Origin of the sequence: Streptomyces amritsarensis (genome assembly GCF_001953875.1) — a bacterium.
Classification (GTDB): Bacteria; Actinomycetota; Actinomycetes; order Streptomycetales; family Streptomycetaceae; genus Streptomyces; species Streptomyces amritsarensis.
The window spans coordinates 1-18,822 of sequence record NZ_MQUR01000007.1 but is presented as its reverse complement, the minus strand read 5'-3'; the positions used below and the strand labels follow the sequence as shown (position 1 = coordinate 18,822).

The window sequence follows — 18,822 nt, the reverse complement described above, 5'->3', positions numbered from 1 at the left end:
TCAGGCGGTGCTGCGCCTCCTGGCCCTCAGGTCGGCGACGGCGTAGGGCAGCCCGGGCAGCAGCAGGAGCGGCGGTGCCCACAGCGGCAGCGTGAACAGGGGTGCGTCACCGGCCGACCAGGCGGCGAGGAGCCCCGCGGGGAGCGCGGCGCCGAGGGCGACGGCCCAGCTCCGGCGCAGGCCGATCATGCCCCGGCGCAGCTCCCAGGCGACGGTGACCGTGGCGAGGACCAGCCAGAAAGCCATGGTCCCCGGGGTCACGTCCAGCTGTGTGGTCCATCGGAACAGGTACGGCGCCAGCAGGACGCAGCCGGCGTAATAGAGGCCGACGGCGGTGGCGCGCAGCACGCGGCGCGGGAGCGGGGTGCGCGCCCGGGCCCAGGCCGCGGCGAAGGTGCGTACGTCGCCGCCGATGACGTCCTGTGCGGTGCGGCCGGCGGCTTCCGCGTCCTCCAGGTGCGCGGAGAGCTCGTCGAGCATGTCGCGCATCGAGGCGTCGTCGATGCCGCGGTACTCCCAGTTGCTGCGGCAGGCCGCGAGTATCTGCGCGTTGGTCATGTCGAGTGTTCCCCCGTGGATTGCGTGGTGGCGGTCAGGATGCGGCCCGCCGATCCGGCGAAGGCGAGCCAGTCGGCCCGGCCGCGGCCGAGTTCGGCGCAGCCCGCGTCGGTCAGCCGGTAGTACTTGCGCGGGGCGCCGCCGGTCGGGGACGGGGCGCGGTACGAGGAGATGAGGCCGGCCCGCTCCATCCTGGCGAGCAGCGGATATATGCTGCCGTCGCTGACCGGTTCCAGGCCGCCGGCGGCGAGCGCCTCGGCGAGCTCGAAGCCGTACCTGGGCCGTTCTTCGATCAGGGACAGCAGGCACAGGTCGAGCACTCCGCGCAGGAGCTGGGTGCGCCGTTGGTCACCGGTCGCCGGCGCCTCCTTTGTCATGCGGCACAAGATAGTTGCCGACTATCTTGTGCCGCAAGGCAATGGGTCGGGCGCCTACCTCGTCGCGGTGAGCCGGCGGGTGGCGGAACGCATCATCAGGGCCATCACGACTTCGAACACCCCGAGCAGGACGAGCCACAGCCCGAGCAGCCGCGTGAGGGCGACCGCGGAGTCCACCGGGAAGCTGAGCACGACGATTCCGGCGACGGCGCCGAGGGCCCCCAGGCCGAAGAGCAGGCCGCGGTGGACGAGGAGGCGGTCGGCGATCGCGACGTACGCCGTGAGCACCCCCGTGATCAGCCAGAACACTCCGACGATCAGGGACAGTGCGCCGATCGTCTGCATCGGATGCCGCAGGACGAGCACGCCGGCCAGGAAGGCCAGGATCGCGATCAGCACGCTCGCCAGCCTGCTGCCGCCGGCGTCGTTGCTGTGCGAGAAGGCGGCGACGAAGCGGAACCCGCCCGCCACCAGGAGCTGGAGGCCGATGATCACGGCCAGGATGTGCAGCGTCTCGTCGGGCCAGACGAGCACGAGGATGCCCGGGATCAGGGTCGCGAGAGCGACGCCGAGTGCCCAGTGCCAGGAGCTCCCGAGTTGCTTGAGCGTGTCCTCGGGATCATGCTGCGCGCGCTGCGGTGCCGCGTCGGGATGTACGGACATCACACCTCCCGGACCCACCTGGAGTACCTTTACGCCCAGTTTATGCCGGTACGCCCGGACCCGCGGCTCGGTCGCAGGCCGACCCGCGGCTCGGTCGCAGGCCGACCCGAAGCGAGGGTGTCGCCCGGCCGCAATCGCTAGGGTTGACCCGTGACCGCACTGCCCACTGGATGCGCCCGCCGCGCCCGGAAGGCTGGTTCGCGGAGGACCTCGACCACCTCCCCGAGGCGCCCCGCCACACCGAGCTGATCGACGGAGCCCTCGTCTTCATGCTGCCGCCCCAGAGGTGGTGGCACGGCCACCTCGTCACCATGCTCACCGTTGCACTCATGGAGCAGGCGCCCGCCGGCGTCAGAGTCGGCCGCGAGATGACCATCAAGCTCGATCCACGCAACCGGCCCGGCCGGACCTGTTGGTGACGACCGCCGATTTCGACGGCGACCGCACCTGGTTCGCGCCGGAGGACGTCCGGCTCGTCGTCGAGGTCGTCTCCCCCGAGTCGGCCCATCGCGACCGCACGGTAAAGCTCCGCAAGTACGCGGAGGCCGGCATCCCGCACTACTGGTGCATCGAGGACGAGGACGGGGCACCCGTCGCCCACGTCTACGAGCTCGACGAACCCACCGGCGCGTACGCGCCCGCCGGAATCTTCCGGGGCACCCTCCAGCGCCCGGTGCCCTTCGAGATCAGCCTGGACCTCGGCAAGCTCACACCGCCACGCAGCAGCTGAAAAGTCAGCACCAAGTCGGCACGGGCATGCGGAAGGGGTCGGGCTCCCCGGAGCCCGACCCCTTTCCGGCGTGCGCGTGCGCCACGTCAGCGACGCGACGCCATTTCATCCGCTCAAACATTGAAGCGGGAGTTTCTCGGTCGGTGTGCGCTGGGTCCCGGCGGCTGTTCACGGGTGTCCTGCGGACCGTCTGCGGACTGGCCAGGTGCGCCGAGGCCCCCTGAAATCCATGTCCCCTCGGCCGGCCCGCCAGCTGCGCGGGTGAGCAGGACCACCGCCGGTCATTGCCCTATTTCGGGGTGAAGACGAGCAGGCGGTCCAAGAGCAGCGACGAGAGGGCGGGGCGGGTGAGAGTCGCGGGTTGCATGTAGGCGCGGGCCACAGCGCGGAGCGTACTCATGTCGACGGGCCTGTCGGTGCCGTATTGGGCACAGAAGTCCGTGCTGGTGGGCGGGAGCGTGGTCACGTGCGGCCCGGTCGGTCCGTTGCCGCCCGCGCGGCTGAAGGACCAGGCGTAGAACTTGTCCGCGTTCGGCTGGTCGGCAATGAAGTCCTGCGCGCTGCCCTCCAGCTCACGGTGGTTCTCCGCGGTCAGGGAAACGGCCGCTCTGGGGTCCGCATAGAGCGAGAGGCTGGAGTAGCTGGCCTGTTGGGTGGCCACGTGGTTCGTACCGTAGGCGACCACGAAGGAGCCGTCCGGCAGGCTGAAGTTCCGGCTGAGCGGGTCGTCGGCGTCGTTGGACAGGGCAGCCACTCCCGGAATGGGGGAATCGGTCACCAAGTTCGCCTGGAACCCGGGGTACGACTCCTCGAAGCCGCGCTCCAGCGCCACGTCACGCGCCTCGAAACCCGGGTGGGCATCGATGATGCGCCGACGCAGCATCTGCAGCGTGGGGTTGAGGTTTAGTTCGGTGGCCCCGGTCCCGGAGACGCGCAGCGGCGGGACGGGCAGGGGATCGGGCGGGTACACCGGCTTCGTCTCGTCTGCGGAGCCGCTCCCCGGCCGCACCCGGAAGACCTTGAGCGGAGGCGCGGCACGGTAGTCGTCGAGCGCCTTCTCGAAGCCGGGCTCGGGCGCGATCGTGCGCACCCCGAGGAGGAACTCGTCGGAGCCCTCGTCGAGGCCCAGCCGGAACATGGCCGGAGGAATGGTCATGCCGTTCGTCCCGCCACCCAGCCCGGAGGCGGCCAGCATCTCGTTCACCTCTGCCCGGGTGCGCCGGTTGCCCGTGACCACCAGAGCAAACGGCTGGCCGTACGGTGTCGGGCCGGTCGTGCGCACCGTCTTGTTGTTGATCGGGTCGCCTACGGAAGGCCACAGGACCGGGCCGGTCTGCAGGGAGCCTCTCACCATGGTGAGGTCGAACGAGAAGTAGGCCTCCGGCGGCGGCGTCACCCCGATCATCACGATGGCCTCGTCCTGCCGAAGGCGCCACGTCGCGGGTGGGTTGGTGTTGGGCGCCTGTCCGGGCACCTCCGGCATCCCGGTGACGACGTAGGGCGACTGAGGATTGGGCCACATGGCACTGAAAACGGCGCCCTCGCAGTACCTCCGGTTCAGATCGAACACGGCCTCGGTTCCCGGCTGCGACTCGTAGCCGGATTTCGCCAGCTGGCGCTTGAACTGCGCCACCTGCCGACTCGGATCGTCTGCCGGAGAGCGTTCAGACGGGGCGGGCGCTCTCAAGACGGCGCTTCGCGGCGCTGCCGGGGCCTCGGCCGCCGTCACACACGGTGTGACCAGGAGCGCAGCCGCGGTCAGGGCGGCGAGAAGAGCGGGACGGTGACGCAGAAGAAGTGGGGCCATGCCACACCCCTATCCGGACCCCCTCATCGAACACCCTCCACCGCGCCGTGGTCCTCCGCGGCCTTCACCCGTCCGGAACGCACAGCCGGCCCACAGACCCGCGTCGAGGCCGCCCGCGCGCTTCCGCGTGCGGCCCGGCGCCCCGCGGGGTCGAACCGTTCCATTCGGTGGCCGCCCTCACTGTCTGATCGCATACCAGAGGCCTGCGGACCTCTGCAACGGCCTCCAGCGCCCAAGCTTGACCTGCCCCACCAGCAGCATCCGCAGCCGCCCGGCGGCCGGCTTGGCTCGGCCAGCAGCGGACCGAGCCGCTCCGAGAGAGCCGCGGGCGTGTCGACGGCTCGCCGCGCATCGGGCCCGCTTCCACCAGCACATGCAGGGCCATCACGAGCGAGGTGGTCGGGCTCCGGCCGGTCCACGTCGATGTGGACGGCGATGGCCTCCCGAACGGTTGAAGGTCGCGCGGGATCTTGCGCAGCTCGGCCTGGCGCCGCCTACGGGTGGGCGACCACCGTGTCGTCCACACCGTCGGCAAAGGGGAACTGGTGGTGTGGACCGTCCACGCCGGACCCCGCTCCACGGTCCACGACACGTAGCTGCTCCAGGTTCCGCGGACTGCTGCGGACAGCACAACGGCCCGACCTGCTGTCTCGCAGGTCAGGCCGTTATGCACATCCGCTCAGACGTTGAAGCGGAACGTCTACTGCAGAGCTCCATCTGCGAAGATGCGGCTGTCTCGGGCGCCATCCCAGCACGGCCCCAGCACGGGGGCTCCATCCCAGTTGCTCCAGCACGTCGAGGCCTTGGCCGACGCCGACGGAGTTTCGACCCGGACCTCAGCATCAACTCCGCCCAGGTGCGTGCCGCACCAACACGCCGCCGCAGCACCCGAAGAAGGCGCCACCCGCACCGCCTGCCACCCGACAGGAAGGACCAGAAGGCCGGACGCCAGCGCCGGGCCTCGCCGGGCGGCCGCCCCCGGGCTTCGGCTCCACGCGATACGAGAAGCGCAACACCGTCGAGCGGGCGATCAGCAAGCTGATGCGGCTGCGGCAGTCGCCACCCGCCGTGGCGACAAGCGCAGGTCTCCTCCCTCGGCGCCGCCACCGCTGACGCAGCCCACACCTGGCTTCGATCGCGATCGCAGCAAGAACTTGGCAGCTGCGCCACCCTTACCGAAAAGGCCAAGGCAGGACCATTCCCAAGGGTTACGCTGAATCTCTTGGTTCACGGGACGACGAGGGGCGGGACCTCCGTGCGGACGCTGCACGTTCACCACGTCAAGGATTCACTCAGACAAGACTTCACCGGCCTGATCGACCTGAGCGATCTGACGGGCAGCCAGCGCGCCCAATCCGACACGATCTTCCTGAGCAGGGCCTTGGCAGCTCGCGCCGTACAGCGCTTCACGGGCTGCACCCTCGACGAGGCCGGCGCCGCCGTGACCGACGGGTTCCACGACAACGGGATCGATGCTCTGGCCATCGATAAGGAAAACCGCCGGATCGTCATCGTTCAGTCAAAACTAGACAGTTCAGGAAACTCTGGGCTCTCCCAGGCCGACGCCCTCAAGATCCGAAACGGCTGCAGCGACCTGTTCAACATGAAGTTCGACCGCTTCTCCCCCACGCTCCAAGCGCGTCGCACAGAAATCACCGCAGCTTTGAGTGATGCCGCAGTCACCTTCATCGTGGTTGTCGCCACTACGGGCCGAAGCACCCTGCCAGCGGAGGCCCAGTATGTGTTCGCCGACTTCCTGGCGGAAGCCAACGAAAACGATCCAGTGGTCACCCTGGAAGTACTTGGCCTACGAGAATTCCACTCCATGGTGGTCGAAGGAACAGCAGGACCACGGATCGAGTTGACCGTGCCCATCGAGCAGTGGGGCAAGGTCGACCTTCCTTATAAGGCGTACTACGGACTTGTTCAGGCGACAGAAATCGCCTCATGGTTCGAACAGCACGGCGATCGACTCTTCTCGCAGAACCTACGCAAGTCGCTCGGCAATACCGAGGTAAACGAGGGCTTGACCCACACGCTCCTGACTCAGGGCGAGAACTTCTGGTATTTCAACAACGGAATCACCGCACTCTGCGAGTCCATCAAGAAGGCACCTCGCGGTGGCTCCACCCACGCGTACGGGGACTTCACGATCGAGGGCGTGAGCGTGGTAAATGGGGCACAGACCGTGGCGAGCATCCACCGGGCCGCAAAGAAGGAGGAGAAGTCCCTCGAAGAGGCCCGCGTATGGGTTCGATTCATCTCGCTCGAGGGATGTCCCCCCGATTTCGCCACGGATGTGACCCGGGCGACGAACACGCAGAACAGTGTCGAGAATCGCGACTTCGTCGCACTTGATCAACAGCAGGAACGCATTCGTCGGGACATGCTTCTGTCACTGCACAAGCAGTACTCCGTCAAGCGCGGAGAAAACGTGCCCGCAGAGAGTGACGGGTGCACAGTCGAAGACGCAATCGTCGCCCTTGCCTGCGCCCACAACAATCCGTACTACACAGTCCTGGCGAAGAGCGCGGTTGGCCGGCTGTCCGAAAACACCGAACGAGCACCGTACACAAACCTGTTCAACAACGGGACCAGCGCGCATCGAGTGTGGCGTTGCGTTCAAGTGATGCGTGCGGTCGAGGCAGACTTGACCGATCGTCGGAGGAACCTCGTCGACAGGGAGTTCGCGGTGGCCGCGCACGGGAACCGGCTCGTGCTGCAGCTGGTCTTCAACCAACTCAGACTGGACAAGGTCGACGATGCGAACTACGACTGGGGCAAGGAGACCAAGCGGGTGCACAAGGTGACCGGCATCGCTCTTGAGCACCTGACCGAGGCCATCGAGAACACCTACTCGAACAACTATCTCGCGCCGCTCTTCAAGAACACCACAAAGTGCCGCGACCTGGTCACCCAGGTCGAGGCCAAGTTTGGTTCCGGCTGACCGGCGGCACCCGGCGGATTGACTCTCCGCCGGGTACCCCAGCACACTCAAGGTTCCACGCCCGACCGCAGCAAGCCACGGGCGACACAACTCCCTGACTGTGGCCCTGGCAGCGCCTTCCGTCGCCGGCCTGCGCCGCGCACGGGCCGCGTCCCACAAGAAAACGTCCCGGACGTCAGTAGCGATAACGAGCCGCGAGAATGACGATTTCCTTGTCCGTAACCAGGTAGACGAGGCGGTGCTCATCGTCGATCCGCCTCGACCATGCCCCGGGCAAGTGGTATTTCAGCGGCTCGGGCTTGCCGATCCCCGTGAAGGGGTCACGCTTGACGTCCTCGATGAGCTTGTTGATCCGAGCGAGCATCTTCCGGTCGTTCTTGAGCCAGGACGTGTAGTCCTCCCAGCCCTGATCCTCGAAGACGAGCCTCACGCGGCACCCTCACGTGCCGCATCCGGCGAGTCTGGGTCGATCAGATCCCGCTCCGACACGTTGATGTTCGCCAGGGCGTTCTCGTACGCCTTGAGCAGGCGACGGGCATTCGCCGGGGAGCGCAGCAGGTACGAGCCCTCACGCAACGCGGCATAGTCCTCGGCCGAGACAAGTACGGCATTGCCGTGCTTGGAGACGATCTCGATCGCCTCGTGGTTCTCGTTGACCTTCTTGATCAGCGGAAAGAGTTCCTTGCGGGCTTCACTCGCAGTTATGGACATGGCCTGGCCTCTCCCCTCAAGTGGTACCCGATAACGTACCACTCTCGGCCTATATCAGGCGGGTCATACGGCTGACGGGCAGCCAGATTTCCCAGCACCATCCCAGCACGGGCAAACACCAAGGGGCCGACTCCGGAGGAGCCGACCCCTTCTGACCTCTATGTTTGCCACGTCAGCGACGTGGTGTTATCTCATCCGCTCAGACGTTGAAGCGGAATGCCTGCCGCCCGATCCTGACCTGCGGCGGAGCCGCGCGCGTCGCCCTGACCAGGCATTTCCCCGTTGGCGTGCGTTGGGTCCCGACGGCGGCTTACGGGTGTCCTGCGGACTGTCTGCTGACTTGCTATGGGTCTCGGCGGAGTCGAGGTGCCTGCGCAGCTCCGCGGCGATGTCTTCGTCGCCGCCTTCGGTCGGCAGTGGCCGCGGGTCCTGCTCGCCGTTCGCCACAGCGAGGGTGCTCGCGGACCAGACAAGGTGAGGTGCGGGCACGAAGCAAAAGTGGGCACGGCCTTCCTCTGCCTCACGGCACGTACCGACCTCGTTGAGCGAGCTCCACCTCCGTATGGGTCTCCAAGAACCCCGTAGCGATCCATTACGGTCCATGCACAGGCGGCAAACACCGACAGCATGGCGGCGAGGCAGGCGGACTCCAGTCCGAGGCTCTGGAATCCGAGCGCAACACCGGAACAGACCGAAAACGCCAGGAGCAGCACGCCGGCCGCTCGCCAGGATTTGAAGGTCCTCCCTCCCTCCAGGACATCAACCACCGCGCCATCGCCACCGACCAAGCTCAGCGGCTCTTGGCGAGCCAGGGCATTCATCAGGCCGACGACCCTGCTCGCCAGGGCTGCCGGCTGACGCCGGTCTGCCAGCACGGAATCAATCGCCTCAGCGAACGCGCGATCAAGAATCGTCGCCTGGGCGACATCCCTAGCACGTCCCTGAGCACATCGCGGCAGCCCGAACCGCGCGTAACACACCAGTGCCCTTCGCAGCCTCGTCACACACCGCACGAGGTCAACCGTGCTCATGGCTCGCGGCTGCCGATGGTGAGCACCGCAGGCGAGCAGTACATCGATCGCGGCGCGATACAGGCTCGCCTCCGCAGAGCCGCGGCGCATCGCGATGTCGGACAGCCGGACATGCAGCACTACGAGCCACTGAAGCGACCAACTGGCATGAGCACCCACAGAAGAGCCTGCAGGTGCGACTCGGCTGCGGCTGCAAGCATGAGCCCCAACGCCAACGCCGTCAGCGCCATGAGCGCCAGCACCCATGACGACCACCATTCACCGCGCTCCGCCAATCGCCACCTCATCAGCACCGCGCGCAGCCAACGGTCGGGCGGCTGAACGCCGAGGCACAGAAGAGACGCCTGCGACTTCTGTACCAGTTCCTCGACGTGCCGCCGGGCCCGTCGGTGTGGCGCGCGGAACCGCCGCAGCCACGCCCCCGGCCGATGGACAGGGAATGCAAGCAGCGGGACGTCGGCCAGCAGCCTCCCGCCGATACAGACCGCGGCCACACTGAAGATTGACGCGTATAGCGGCGCCAACACGGTCACGCCTGTGACCTCACGAACGGTAAGAGGTAGGAGAAGGAACTCCTGTCCCTGGAATCAGCCACCCAATCGGCGGCTCATCCCAACGAGTGCATGCCACCCAGATTGTGTACACATGGCACACTCGGTACCCTTGAGGCATGACTCAGCCGCTGCCCATAGAGTCCATCCGCGACGTACGCGCTCACCTGGCCGAAGTCGTCGAACGGGCCGACCGCGACGACATGCCCACCGTCATCACCCGCCGCGGCAAGCAGGTCGCCGCCGTGGTCTCGATAGAGGTGCTGCGCAAGTATCAGGAGTGGGAAGAGCGCGAGATCAACCGCATCATCGACGAGCGCATGGCGAGCCCGGCCGCCGGCGTCCCGATCGAGGACGTGATGAGGGAGACGCTGGCACGCAGTGAGTGACTATCGCACGGTGTTCCGGCCAGAGGCCCAGGCCGAGCTGCGCAAGATCCCGCGTGACATGGCGCTTCGCATCTTGGCCAAACTGACAGAGCTGGAGAGCGACCCTTTCGGCTTCAACACCACCGCACTCGTATCCCAGCCTGAGCGCCGCCGCCTACGAGTCGGCGACTATCGCGTCGTCTACACCATCGACAACGGGGAACTAGTGGTGTGGGTCGTACACGTCGGACACCGTTCCACGGTCTACGACACGTAGCCGCTCCAGGTTCTGTGGACTGTTGCGGACAGCACAACGACCTGACCCGCGTTCTCGCAGGTCAGGCCGCCTATGGGTGTGCGATCAGACGTTGAAGCGGAACTCCACCACGTCGCCGTCCTGCATGACGTAGTCCTTGCCCTCCATGCGGGCCTTGCCCTTGGCGCGGGCCTCGGCCACCGAGCCGCAGTCCACCAGGTCCGCGAAGGAGATGACCTCGGCCTTGATGAAGCCGCGCTGGAAGTCGGTGTGGATCACGCCGGCCGCCTCCGGGGCCGTCGCGCCCTGCTTGATGGTCCAGGCGCGGGTTTCCTTCGGGCCGGCCGTCAGGTAGGTCTGCAGGCCCAGGGTGGCGAAGCCGACGCGGCCGAGGGTGGCGAGCCCGGGCTCGTCCTGGCCGACCGACTGGAGGAGTTCGAGGGCCTCCTCGTCGTCCAGCTCGGAGAGGTCCTGCTCCAGCTTGGCGTTGAGGAAGATCGCCTCGGCCGGGGCGACCAGCGCCGACTGCTCCGCCTTGAAGGCGTCGTCCGTCAGCTCGTCCTCGTCGACGTTGAAGACGTAGAGGAAGGGCTTCGTGGTGAGCAGGTGGAGCTCGTGCAGCAGGTCGCCCTGCTCGGTGCCCTTCGTGATGCCCTTCGAGAAGAGGGTGTCGCCGCCTTCCAGGATCTTCTGGGCGGACTCGACCGCGGCGAGGACCGCGACCTTGTCCTTCTGGAGGCGGGACTCCTTCGTCAGGCGCGGGATCGCCTTCTCGATGGACTGGAGGTCGGCGAGGATCAGCTCGGTGTTGATCGTCTCGATGTCGTCCTTCGGCGAGACCTTGCCGTCGACGTGGACGACGTTCTCGTCCTTGAAGGCGCGGATGACCTGGCAGATGGCGTCCGACTCGCGGATGTTCGCGAGGAACTTGTTGCCCAGGCCCTCACCCTCCGACGCGCCGCGCACGATGCCCGCGATGTCGACGAAGTCGACCGTCGCCGGCAGGACGCGCTGCGAGCCGAAGATGCCCGCGAGGACCGCGAGGCGGGAGTCCGGGACGCCGACGACGCCGACGTTCGGCTCGATGGTGGCGAACGGGTAGTTGGCCGCCAGCACGTCGTTCTTGGTCAGGGCGTTGAACAGGGTCGACTTGCCGACATTCGGCAGGCCGACGATTCCGATCGTGAGCGACACGTTGGCGACTTCCCGTAGCTGGAGGGGGCGGCGGCCCGGGAGTGGGCCACCGGACAGTTTACTTTCCGATGAGTGGCGGTCGATGTACGCGTGTCCGGGCCCGGATCCGGCCGCCCTCCCGCCTAATTTGGTGGGGTGGAGCAATACAGGACGCGACCGGCCCCTCACCCGCAGCGACCCCCGGCCCAGCGCCGCGGCCCGCGGCCCACGGGCGTGCCCGCCCAGGGCGGCGGCGCCCCGCGGCCCGCGCCCGCCCGCCGGATGCCCCGGCCCCGGCTGACGGGCCTGGGTGGCGGGCTTTTCGCGTGCACCGCCATGGTGCTCGTCGGCGGGATCTGCTGGCTGCTCTTCGGCTCCTCGCTGTTCGTCTACGGGCTGCTCTTCCCGCCCGTCGCGGCCGCCACCGCGCTCTGGGTGCGGCCGGCCGACCTGATCACCGCGCCGATCGGGGTGCCGATCGCCTTCGCCGCCGGAGTGTGGCCCATCTCGGGGGGCTCCGGCGGCTTCGGCGGCCAGCTGATGGGGCTGGTGTCGGCGCTGTCCCTGCACGCCGGCTGGCTGTACGCGGGGACGCTGGTGGCCGCGCTCATCGCGCTGGTGCGCAAGGCCGTGCTGATCGGCCGGCGCCGCCTCCCCCGACGCGCCGCCTGAGCCGGGCCCGTACGGCTGGCTCCTGCCGGCCTCCGTACGGCCTTCCGTCCAGCCGTCCGCCGAGCCCCTCGCCCAGCCGCCGTGCCGCCTGAGCCGGTACGACTCCTGCCGGCCTCCGCCCAGCGGTTCGTCTAGGCCGTGTTTTAGGAAGCGCGGGCGGCCAGCCACTTGGTGAGGTCGCCCGCGATGCGGTCCGTGCTGGTTTCGACGGTCACATCGTGTTCGCGGTGGGTGGTGTCGCTACGGACAATCTCGTATCCGCCCTCGTCCAGGACGGCGACCGAGGCGAACCAGACGGGGTCGTCCTGGTCGGGCTGGATGACGACGAAGGTGTTGTCGGAGTCGTTGAGGTCGCTGATCAGCATGACCAGCGCGTCCTCGGACGGGTCGTCGACGTGGTCGCCGTTCTCGCTGTCGGCGCAGTAGTACCTGGCGGCCACTGAACCCTCCCCATGCGTGTGCTGCCCAATGCCGTGATCAGCATGGCACGGCCGCATGGGCGGCCGCTGGTTCACAGCCACTGGTGGATCACGGCTATCTGGACGGTCGCCTCGAACCGGACGGCGAGCTTGTCATACCGGGTCGCGACCGCCCGGTGCTGCTTGAGGCGGCTGATTCCGCACTCGACCGCGTGGCGGGCCTTGTAGTCCACCCGGTCGAAGGCCGGCGGCCGGCCACCGGCGCGGCCACGGCGCTTGCGGTTGCGGACCTGGTCGGCCGGCTCGGCAATGGTGCAGCGGATCCCGCGTCTGCGCAGGTAGGCACGGTTGGCGCGCGAGGAGTACGCCTTGTCACCACGTACCCGCAGCGGCTTCTGCCCCTGCTCGCAGGCCAGATGGATCTTCGTGGAGAACCCGCCCCGCGACCGGCCCAGCCCGTGATCCTCCGGCTCGGTCCCGACCCCTCCTGGGGGCTCCTTCTGCCCGGCCCCGTCGCGGCGGGCACCGGCCGCGTGCTGGTGGGCCCGGCAGACCGTGGAGTCGACGTTCACCTCCCACGTGATCAGCCCGGCCGCATCAGCCCTCGCCTGCAACAAGGTCAGGAGCTGGGCCCACACACCCTCGCGCTGCCATCGGCGAAAGAGCCCGTAGACGGTCTGCCAAGGCCCGTACTCGCGCGGTAGATCGCGCCACGGAACACCCGTCCGAACCCGCCACCGAACTCCGTTGACCAACCGCCGCCGGTTCCCGGACCTGCGGCTCACACCCGCCGCAGGCAGCAACGACTCCAGCACCGACCACTGCTCATCAGAAAGATCCCCACGCCCCACACCGTGATCATCACGGCGCGAGGCGTGGACCGGAACCCCGTCCTAAAACACGGCCTAGTCCTTCGCCGCCATCGCCGCCCCGACGATGCCCGCGTTGTTCTGCAGCCGGGCCGGGACGATCTCCGCCCGGACACCCTCGATCAGGGGCAGGAACTTCTCCGGCTTGCGGCTGACGCCGCCGCCGATGATGAAGAGGTCCGGGGAGAAGAGCATCTCCACGTGCTGCATGTACTTGCTGAGCCGGTGCGCCCAGCGCTCCCAGGTGAGCTCCCCGTCCTCCTTGGCCTTCACCGAGGCCCGCGTCTCCGCGTCGTGGCCCTTCAGCTCCAGGTGGCCCAGCTCCGTGTTCGGGACCAGCCGCCCGTCCGTGAACAGCGCGCTCCCGATGCCCGTGCCCAGGGTGAGAAGGAGGACCGTGCCGCCGCGGCCGCGCCCCGCCCCGTACGTCATCTCGGCGACGCCCGCCGCGTCCGCGTCGTTCAGCACCGTGACGGGCGGGCCGCCCAGCTCGCGCGAGAGCAGCGCCGCCGTGTCCACGCCGATCCAGGACTTGTCCATGTTGGCCGCCGTGCGGGTGACGCCGCCCGTGACCACGCCGGGGAAGGTCACCCCGACCGGGCCGTCCCAGCCGAAGTGGCGGACCACCTCGACGACGCAGCCGGCCACCCCGTCGGGGGTGGCCGGCTGTGGTGTCAGCACTTTGTGGCGCTCCTGCGCCAGGTCGCCGCGCTCCAGGTCCACGGGAGCGCCCTTGATCCCGGATCCGCCGATGTCCACGCCGAAGATCTGCATGGACATACCGTACGAAACGAGTTACTTGTCGGCGACCAGTTCCGCGGCTTCGGCGCGCAGGTCGCGGCGGAGCTCCTTGGGCAGGGAGAAGGTGATGTGCTCCTCCGCCGTCTTGACGATCTCCACGTCCGCGTAGCCGCGCGCGGCGAGCCATTCCAGGACTTCCTCGACCAGGACCTCCGGCACGGAGGCGCCCGAGGTGAGGCCGACGGTGGTGACGCCCTCCAGCCAGGTCTCGTCGATCTCGCTCGCGAAGTCGACGAGGTACGCCGCCTTCGCGCCCGCGTCCTTGGCGACCTCGACCAGCCGGATCGAGTTCGAGGAGTTCTTCGAGCCGACGACGATGACGAGGTCGGAGTCCGCGCCCATCACCTTGACGGCGGCCTGCCGGTTGGAGGTGGCGTAGCAGATGTCGTCGCTCGGCGGCGAGACGAGCAGCGGGAACTTCGTCTTCAGCGCGTCGACGGTCTCCATGGTCTCGTCGACCGACAGCGTGGTCTGCGAGAGCCAGACGACCTTCGACTCGTCGCGGACGGTGACCTTGTCCACGTCGTGCGGGCCGTCGACGATCGTGATGTGGTCCGGGGCCTCGCCGGAGGTGCCGATGACCTCCTCGTGGCCCTCGTGGCCGATGAGGAGGATGTCGAAGTCCTCGTTCGCGTACCGGATGGCTTCCTTGTGCACCTTGGTGACCAGCGGGCAGGTCGCGTCGATCGTCGCGAGCTTGCCGCGCGCCGCCTCCTCGTGCACGACGGGGGCCACGCCGTGCGCGGAGAACATCACGATGTTGCCCTCGGGCACCTCCTCCGTCCGCTCGACGAAGATGGCGCCCTTCCGCTCCAGCGTCTGGACGACGTACTTGTTGTGCACGATCTCGTGGCGGACGTACACCGGCGCCCCGTACTGCTCGAGGGCTTTCTCGACGGCGATCACGGCTCGGTCCACGCCCGCGCAGTAGCCGCGGGGCGCGGCGAGCAGGACACGGCGGGAAGCGGGCACAGGGGCGGGAGCAGTCATAGCCTCCATCGTACGGGGGTGTCCAGCAGGCCGAACGTCGGCCGCTCGGCGCAGACTGGCCGGAGGTCCCGTGGCGGCGTCCCGTGTCGGGGTCCCGAGAACGTCCCACCCGTCACCCGGAGGACTGATGGCGTCCGCGACGGATTCCGGCGGGGCCCCGGGGCCCGCGTCCCCGGGACCCGCGGCGCCCGCGGCCCTCCGCCGGAGTCTCGGCTTCCGGGACCTGGTCGTCTACGGGCTGCTGTTCATCGCCCCGATGGCCCCGGTCGGGGTCTTCGGCACGCTCGACGCCGCCTCGCACGGCGCCGTCGCGCTGGTCTACCTCGTGGCGACCGTCGCGATGGGCCTCACGGCCTTCTCCTACGCGCAGATGGTGCGGGTGGCGCCGCAGGCCGGTTCGGTGTTCACGTACGCCCGCAAGGGCCTGGGTGAGGGTGCGGGGCTGATCGCCGGGTGGATGGCGATGCTGGACTACCTGCTGATCCCGGCGGTCGCGTACCTGTTCTCCGGGATCGCGATGAACGCGCTGGTGCCGGAGGTCTCCCGGTGGGTGTGGACGGCCCTGGCCGTCGTGGTGACCACCGCGCTCAACCTGTGGGGCGTACGGGCGGCCGCGCGGGTGGGTTTCGCCGTGCTGGCCATGGAGGTGCTGGTCCTGCTGGTCTTCGTGGTGGCCGCGGCGGTCGTGCTGGTCCAGGACGGACCCCGGCGGGGCTGGCTCTCGCCGCTGACCGGAGACGGCTCGCTCGGCTTCGGCACGGCCGCGGTGCTGGGCGCGGTGTCGGTGGCGGTCCTGTCCTACCTCGGTTTCGACGCCGTCGCCTCCTTCGCCGAGGAGGTGACGGGCGGATCGGGGCGCGTGGCGCGGGCGCTGCTGTTCTGCCTGGTGCTGGCCGGGACGCTGTTCATCGTCCAGAGCTTTCTCGCGGCGCTGCTGATGCCGGTGTCGGCGGCGGAGCTGGCGGCGGATCCGGTGCGGCAGGGCCCGGCATTCTACACCGCGGCGGAGTCCTCGGTCGGCTTCTGGCTGCACGACCTGGTGGCGATCAGCAAGGCGGTCGGTGCGGCCTTCGCCGCCCTGGCGGGGCAGGCGGCGGCTGGCCGGCTGGTGTTCGCGATGGCCCGGGAGCGGCGGCTGCCGCGGGCGCTGGCGCGGACCTCGGACGGCACCCCGCGGGCCGCCCTGCTGGTGGCGGCGACCGTGACGCTGGTCGCCGCGGTGTGGGCGGCCCGGCGCGACGACGGGCTCGACCACCTGGTGTCCGTGGTGGACGTCGGTGCGCTGGTGGCCTTCACCCTGCTGCACGCCTCGGTGGTGGGCTGGTTCGTGGTCCGACGGCGGGAGGGTCCGCCGAACTGGGGCAAGCACCTGGTCGTCCCGGTGTTCGGGGCCGCGGTGACCGTCACGGTGATCGTCGAGGCGTCCCGGACGGCGCAGCTGGTGGGCACGGTGTGGCTGGTGGTGGGCCTGGTGGTGCTCTTCGTCCAGCGCGGTCGCCGGGACCTGCCCGGCGACACCGGCGCCGGGGCCTGACGCACTGTCGGCGGCGCCGGATAGCCTGCGCACATGGGTCTGAATACGTCGGCCGAGGCGCCGCTCCCGGTGGGCCAGGTGTCCCGGCTCATCGGGGGCTGGATCGAGCGCCTGGGCCAGGTGTGGGTGGAGGGGCAGATCACGCAGCTCTCGCGACGGCCGGGAGCGGGGGTGGTCTTCCTGACGCTGCGCGACCCCTCGCACGACATCTCGGTCAGCGTGACCTGCTTCCGCCAGGTCTACGACGAGGTCGCGGACGTCGTCTCGGAGGGCGCGCGGGTCGTCCTGCTGGCCAAGCCCGAGTGGTACGCCCCGCGCGGGCAGCTGTCCCTGCGGGCTACGGAGATACGGCCGGTCGGCATCGGCGAGCTGCTGGCCCGGCTGGAGCGGCTCAAGCGGTCCCTGGCCGCCGAGGGCCTCTTCGCGCTGGAGCGCAAGAAGCCGCTGCCGTTCCTGCCGCAGCTGGTCGGGCTGGTGGTCGGGCGGGCCTCCGCGGCCGAGCGCGACGTCCTGGAGAACGCCCGGCGCCGCTGGCCGGCGGTCCGCTTCGAGGTCCGCAACGTCGCCGTGCAGGGTGTGCACGCCGTGCCGCAGGTGGTCCGGGCGGTCAAGGAGCTCGACGCCCTGGACGAGGTCGACGTGATCATCGTGGCGCGCGGCGGCGGCAGTGTGGAGGACCTGCTGCCCTTCTCCGACGAGGAGGTCGTGCGGGCGGTCGCCGCGGCGCGCACCCCGGTGGTGTCGGCGATCGGCCACGAGCCGGACTCCCCGCTGCTGGACCTGGTCGCCGACCTGAGGGCGTCCACGCCCACGGATGCGGCGAAGAAGGTGGTCCCGGACGTCGGCGAGGAGCTGGAGCGGGTGCGCCAGTTGCAGGGCCGGGGGCTGCGCGCGGTGGGCTCGCTGCTCGACCGGGAGGAGCGGGGGCTCGCGCACGCCCTGGCCCGGCCGGTCTTCGTCCACCCCCAGCGCATGGTGGAGATGCGGGAGGACGAGCTGGACGCGCTGCTGGCGCGCGGCAGGCGCACGCTGGGACACCTGCTGGACCGGGCCGACTCCGAGCTCGCCCACACGCTGGCCCGGGTGGTGGCGCTGTCGCCGGCCGCGACGCTGGAGCGCGGGTACGCCGTGCTGCAGCGGGCGGACGGTCACGTGGTGCGCTCGCCGCAGGAGGTGTCGGCGGGTGAGGCCCTGCGCGCCAGGGTCGCGGAGGGCACCTTCCGCGTGGAGGTGTCCCCGCCGGAGGCGGCCGGGGCTTCGGACGCCGCCGCAGCTCCGGACGCGGCCGAGGCTCCGGCCGGGGCTTCGGACGGGGGCCGGGCTTCGGACGCCGCCGGGGCTTCGCAGTAGTGCCACACGGCCGCAATCACGTGGTCGCACGACACACAGAGGATGGATGAGGGAATGACAGAGGCCGGAACGGCGCTGGGGTACGAGCAGGCACGCGACGAGCTCATCGAGGTCGTCCGCAAGCTGGAGGCCGGCGGGACCTCGCTGGAGGACTCCCTCGCGCTCTGGGAGCGCGGTGAGGAGCTGGCGAAGGTGTGCCGGCACTGGCTGGAGGGGGCCCGGGCCCGGCTGGACTCGGCGCTGGCCGCGCGCGAGGCCGCCGAGGAGGAGTGATCCCGATCACGGCCACCCCCATTTAGTTGAAAATTCATCTACTTCGGCCGTAGAGTCGTGGACATCGCTTCACATCCGTATGGAAGAAGGCTTTCCCGATGTCTCTCGTTCTCGACCCCGCCGCTCAGGACCTGCTGTTCCGCGAGGCCCGCACCGCCAACGCGTTCTCCGAGGAGCCGGTCACCGAGGAGCAGGTCCAGGCGATCTACGACCTGGTGAAGTTCGGCCCGACGGCCTTCAACCAGACCCCGCTGCGCATCACCCTGGTCCGCTCCCCCGAGGCCCGCGAGCGCCTGGTGAAGCACATGGCCACGGGCAACGACGCCAAGACCGCGACCGCTCCGCTGGTCGCGATCCTCTCGGCCGACAACGAGTTCCACGAGGAGCTCCCGCAGCTGCTGCCGCACTTCCCGCAGGCCAAGGACGCGTTCTTCGCCGAGCGCCCGGTCCGCGAGCAGTCCGCGCTGCTGAACTCCGCGCTCCAGGCGGCGTACTTCATCATCGGCATCCGCGCCGCCGGGCTGGCCGCGGGTCCGATGACCGGCGCCGACTTCGCCGGCATCCAGAAGGAGTTCCTGGACGCCGACCACACCCCGATCATGGTCATCAACATCGGCAAGCCGGCCGCCGAGGGTGCCTGGTTCGACCGCTCCCCGCGCCTGGCCTTCGACGAGGTCGTCACCACCGTCTGAGCGCCGCCGCAGACACGCGAAACGGGCCGTGGCCCCCGGACCACCGGGGG

21 protein-coding genes and 2 pseudogenes are annotated in these 18,822 nt (G+C 69.1%); 10 read left to right on the top strand and 13 right to left on the bottom strand.

Going from position 1 to position 18,822, the window contains the following annotated elements; all coding sequences use genetic code 11:
* Genes AVW11_RS04965 through AVW11_RS04955 form a run of 3 tightly spaced genes read right to left on the bottom strand, consistent with a single transcriptional unit; the run spans position 1 to position 1,598 of the window.
* Entirely contained in the window at positions 1–558 is a 558-nt protein-coding gene (locus AVW11_RS04965; RefSeq protein ID WP_060180508.1) for a hypothetical protein, read from the bottom strand.
* The gene (locus tag AVW11_RS04960; protein WP_076043371.1) at positions 555–935 is read right to left on the bottom strand and encodes a PadR family transcriptional regulator; all 381 of its coding nucleotides are present in this window, start codon (positions 933–935) and stop codon (positions 555–557) included. The genes AVW11_RS04965 and AVW11_RS04960 overlap by 4 nt, the downstream gene beginning before the upstream one ends.
* 54 nt (positions 936–989) lie before the next feature.
* The gene (locus tag AVW11_RS04955; RefSeq protein ID WP_030850273.1) at positions 990–1,598 is read right to left on the bottom strand and encodes an HdeD family acid-resistance protein; all 609 of its coding nucleotides are present in this window, start codon (positions 1,596–1,598) and stop codon (positions 990–992) included.
* 150 nt (positions 1,599–1,748) lie between these two features.
* Between AVW11_RS04955 and AVW11_RS04950 the strand changes: the two are divergent.
* Positions 1,749–2,328: pseudogene (locus AVW11_RS04950) on the top strand (Uma2 family endonuclease).
* A 289-nt stretch (positions 2,329–2,617) separates the two neighbouring features.
* Here the strand turns inward: AVW11_RS04950 and AVW11_RS04945 are convergent.
* Both AVW11_RS04945 and AVW11_RS38225 read right to left on the bottom strand, forming a co-directional pair.
* Positions 2,618–3,961, bottom strand: a complete 1,344-nt coding sequence (locus AVW11_RS04945; protein ID WP_076043370.1) for a hypothetical protein — start codon at positions 3,959–3,961, stop codon at positions 2,618–2,620.
* Between the two features lie 396 nt (positions 3,962–4,357).
* Positions 4,358–4,584 (bottom strand): annotated as a pseudogene (locus AVW11_RS38225) (ATP-dependent helicase); the annotation flags it as partial.
* Between the two features lie 21 nt (positions 4,585–4,605).
* Between AVW11_RS38225 and AVW11_RS04935 the strand changes: the two are divergent.
* Positions 4,606–4,731, top strand: coding sequence for a type II toxin-antitoxin system RelE family toxin (locus AVW11_RS04935; protein WP_420713490.1), 126 nt, complete (start codon positions 4,606–4,608; stop codon positions 4,729–4,731).
* A gap of 659 nt (positions 4,732–5,390) precedes the next feature.
* A complete protein-coding gene (locus tag AVW11_RS04930; RefSeq protein WP_240528130.1) occupies positions 5,391–7,082 on the top strand; it encodes an AIPR family protein in 1,692 nt (563 codons plus the stop codon).
* Between the two features lie 175 nt (positions 7,083–7,257).
* On the opposite strand, the gene AVW11_RS04925 is transcribed toward AVW11_RS04930, so the two are convergent.
* The 3 genes from AVW11_RS04925 to AVW11_RS04915 all read right to left on the bottom strand — a co-directional run bounded on the left by AVW11_RS04925 (position 7,258) and on the right by AVW11_RS04915 (position 9,357).
* Entirely contained in the window at positions 7,258–7,512 is a 255-nt protein-coding gene (locus tag AVW11_RS04925) for a Txe/YoeB family addiction module toxin (RefSeq protein WP_076043368.1), read from the bottom strand.
* The gene (locus AVW11_RS04920; RefSeq protein ID WP_018491027.1) at positions 7,509–7,793 is read right to left on the bottom strand and encodes a type II toxin-antitoxin system Phd/YefM family antitoxin; all 285 of its coding nucleotides are present in this window, start codon (positions 7,791–7,793) and stop codon (positions 7,509–7,511) included. The genes AVW11_RS04925 and AVW11_RS04920 overlap by 4 nt, the downstream gene beginning before the upstream one ends.
* Positions 7,794–8,943: 1,150 nt before the next feature.
* Positions 8,944–9,357, bottom strand: coding sequence for a hypothetical protein (locus AVW11_RS04915; RefSeq protein ID WP_076043367.1), 414 nt, complete (start codon positions 9,355–9,357; stop codon positions 8,944–8,946).
* Between the two features lie 137 nt (positions 9,358–9,494).
* On the opposite strand from AVW11_RS04915, the gene AVW11_RS04910 reads away from it, so the two are divergent.
* Positions 9,495–9,764, top strand: a complete 270-nt coding sequence (locus AVW11_RS04910) for a type II toxin-antitoxin system Phd/YefM family antitoxin (RefSeq protein ID WP_072483971.1) — start codon at positions 9,495–9,497, stop codon at positions 9,762–9,764.
* Positions 9,757–10,020, top strand: coding sequence for a type II toxin-antitoxin system RelE family toxin (locus tag AVW11_RS04905; protein ID WP_030207783.1), 264 nt, complete (start codon positions 9,757–9,759; stop codon positions 10,018–10,020). Before AVW11_RS04910 ends, AVW11_RS04905 begins: the two co-directional genes overlap by 8 nt.
* Before the next feature lie 84 nt (positions 10,021–10,104).
* On the opposite strand, the gene ychF is transcribed toward AVW11_RS04905, so the two are convergent.
* Positions 10,105–11,193, bottom strand: coding sequence for a redox-regulated ATPase YchF (gene ychF, locus AVW11_RS04900; protein ID WP_060180501.1), 1,089 nt, complete (start codon positions 11,191–11,193; stop codon positions 10,105–10,107).
* Positions 11,194–11,328: 135 nt separating this feature from the next.
* Here ychF and AVW11_RS04895 point away from each other — a divergent pair, with 135 nt between their 5' ends.
* Entirely contained in the window at positions 11,329–11,844 is a 516-nt protein-coding gene (locus tag AVW11_RS04895; RefSeq protein ID WP_063898600.1) for a DUF6542 domain-containing protein, read from the top strand.
* 143 nt (positions 11,845–11,987) lie between these two features.
* Here the strand turns inward: AVW11_RS04895 and AVW11_RS04890 are convergent, their stop codons facing one another.
* The 4 genes from AVW11_RS04890 to AVW11_RS04875 form a co-directional block, all read right to left on the bottom strand.
* Positions 11,988–12,284: a hypothetical protein gene (locus AVW11_RS04890; RefSeq protein ID WP_240528129.1), complete on the bottom strand. Its 297-nt coding sequence runs from the start codon at positions 12,282–12,284 to the stop codon at positions 11,988–11,990.
* A 71-nt stretch (positions 12,285–12,355) separates the two neighbouring features.
* Entirely contained in the window at positions 12,356–13,114 is a 759-nt protein-coding gene (locus AVW11_RS04885; protein ID WP_076043366.1) for an IS5 family transposase, read from the bottom strand.
* 54 nt (positions 13,115–13,168) lie between these two features.
* Complete coding sequence (ppgK, locus tag AVW11_RS04880) at positions 13,169–13,906, bottom strand: polyphosphate--glucose phosphotransferase (protein ID WP_030850343.1); 738 nt, start codon at positions 13,904–13,906, stop codon at positions 13,169–13,171.
* Positions 13,907–13,927: 21 nt separating this feature from the next.
* Positions 13,928–14,932: a 4-hydroxy-3-methylbut-2-enyl diphosphate reductase gene (locus AVW11_RS04875; protein WP_030850346.1), complete on the bottom strand. Its 1,005-nt coding sequence runs from the start codon at positions 14,930–14,932 to the stop codon at positions 13,928–13,930.
* 118 nt (positions 14,933–15,050) lie between these two features.
* On the opposite strand from AVW11_RS04875, the gene AVW11_RS04870 reads away from it, so the two are divergent.
* The 4 genes from AVW11_RS04870 to AVW11_RS04855 all read left to right on the top strand — a co-directional run bounded on the left by AVW11_RS04870 (position 15,051) and on the right by AVW11_RS04855 (position 18,772).
* The gene (locus tag AVW11_RS04870; protein ID WP_079250516.1) at positions 15,051–16,457 is read left to right on the top strand and encodes an APC family permease; all 1,407 of its coding nucleotides are present in this window, start codon (positions 15,051–15,053) and stop codon (positions 16,455–16,457) included.
* Between the two features lie 33 nt (positions 16,458–16,490).
* Positions 16,491–17,807 carry an exodeoxyribonuclease VII large subunit gene (gene xseA, locus AVW11_RS04865; RefSeq protein ID WP_076043365.1) on the top strand — a complete coding sequence of 439 codons (1,317 nt, stop codon included), beginning with the start codon at positions 16,491–16,493 and terminating at the stop codon, positions 17,805–17,807.
* 54 nt (positions 17,808–17,861) lie between these two features.
* On the top strand, positions 17,862–18,080 hold the full coding sequence (locus AVW11_RS04860; RefSeq protein ID WP_030850355.1) for an exodeoxyribonuclease VII small subunit: 219 nt from the start codon (positions 17,862–17,864) through the stop codon (positions 18,078–18,080).
* 98 nt (positions 18,081–18,178) lie between these two features.
* Positions 18,179–18,772 (top strand): malonic semialdehyde reductase, encoded by a 594-nt coding sequence (locus tag AVW11_RS04855; protein ID WP_030850358.1) that lies wholly within the window; start codon positions 18,179–18,181, stop codon positions 18,770–18,772.
* Positions 18,773–18,822: the final 50 nt, after the last annotated feature.

Excerpts from the sequence above, each read along its gene's own strand:
- AVW11_RS04955 (WP_030850273.1), bottom strand. The coding sequence starts at position 1,598 with ATGTCCGTACATCCCGACGCGGCACCGCAGCGCGCGCAGCATGATCCC.
- AVW11_RS04855 (WP_030850358.1), top strand. The coding sequence starts at position 18,179 with ATGTCTCTCGTTCTCGACCCCGCCGCTCAGGACCTGCTGTTCCGCGAG.
- xseA (WP_076043365.1), top strand. The coding sequence starts at position 16,491 with ATGGGTCTGAATACGTCGGCCGAGGCGCCGCTCCCGGTGGGCCAGGTG.
- AVW11_RS04965 (WP_060180508.1), bottom strand. The coding sequence starts at position 558 with ATGACCAACGCGCAGATACTCGCGGCCTGCCGCAGCAACTGGGAGTAC.
- AVW11_RS04960 (WP_076043371.1), bottom strand. The coding sequence starts at position 935 with ATGACAAAGGAGGCGCCGGCGACCGGTGACCAACGGCGCACCCAGCTC.
- AVW11_RS04860 (WP_030850355.1), top strand. The coding sequence starts at position 17,862 with ATGACAGAGGCCGGAACGGCGCTGGGGTACGAGCAGGCACGCGACGAG.
- AVW11_RS04910 (WP_072483971.1), top strand. The coding sequence starts at position 9,495 with ATGACTCAGCCGCTGCCCATAGAGTCCATCCGCGACGTACGCGCTCAC.
- AVW11_RS04870 (WP_079250516.1), top strand. The coding sequence starts at position 15,051 with ATGGCGTCCGCGACGGATTCCGGCGGGGCCCCGGGGCCCGCGTCCCCG.
- AVW11_RS04875 (WP_030850346.1), bottom strand. The coding sequence starts at position 14,932 with ATGGAGGCTATGACTGCTCCCGCCCCTGTGCCCGCTTCCCGCCGTGTC.
- ppgK (WP_030850343.1), bottom strand. The coding sequence starts at position 13,906 with ATGCAGATCTTCGGCGTGGACATCGGCGGATCCGGGATCAAGGGCGCT.
- AVW11_RS04920 (WP_018491027.1), bottom strand. The coding sequence starts at position 7,793 with ATGTCCATAACTGCGAGTGAAGCCCGCAAGGAACTCTTTCCGCTGATC.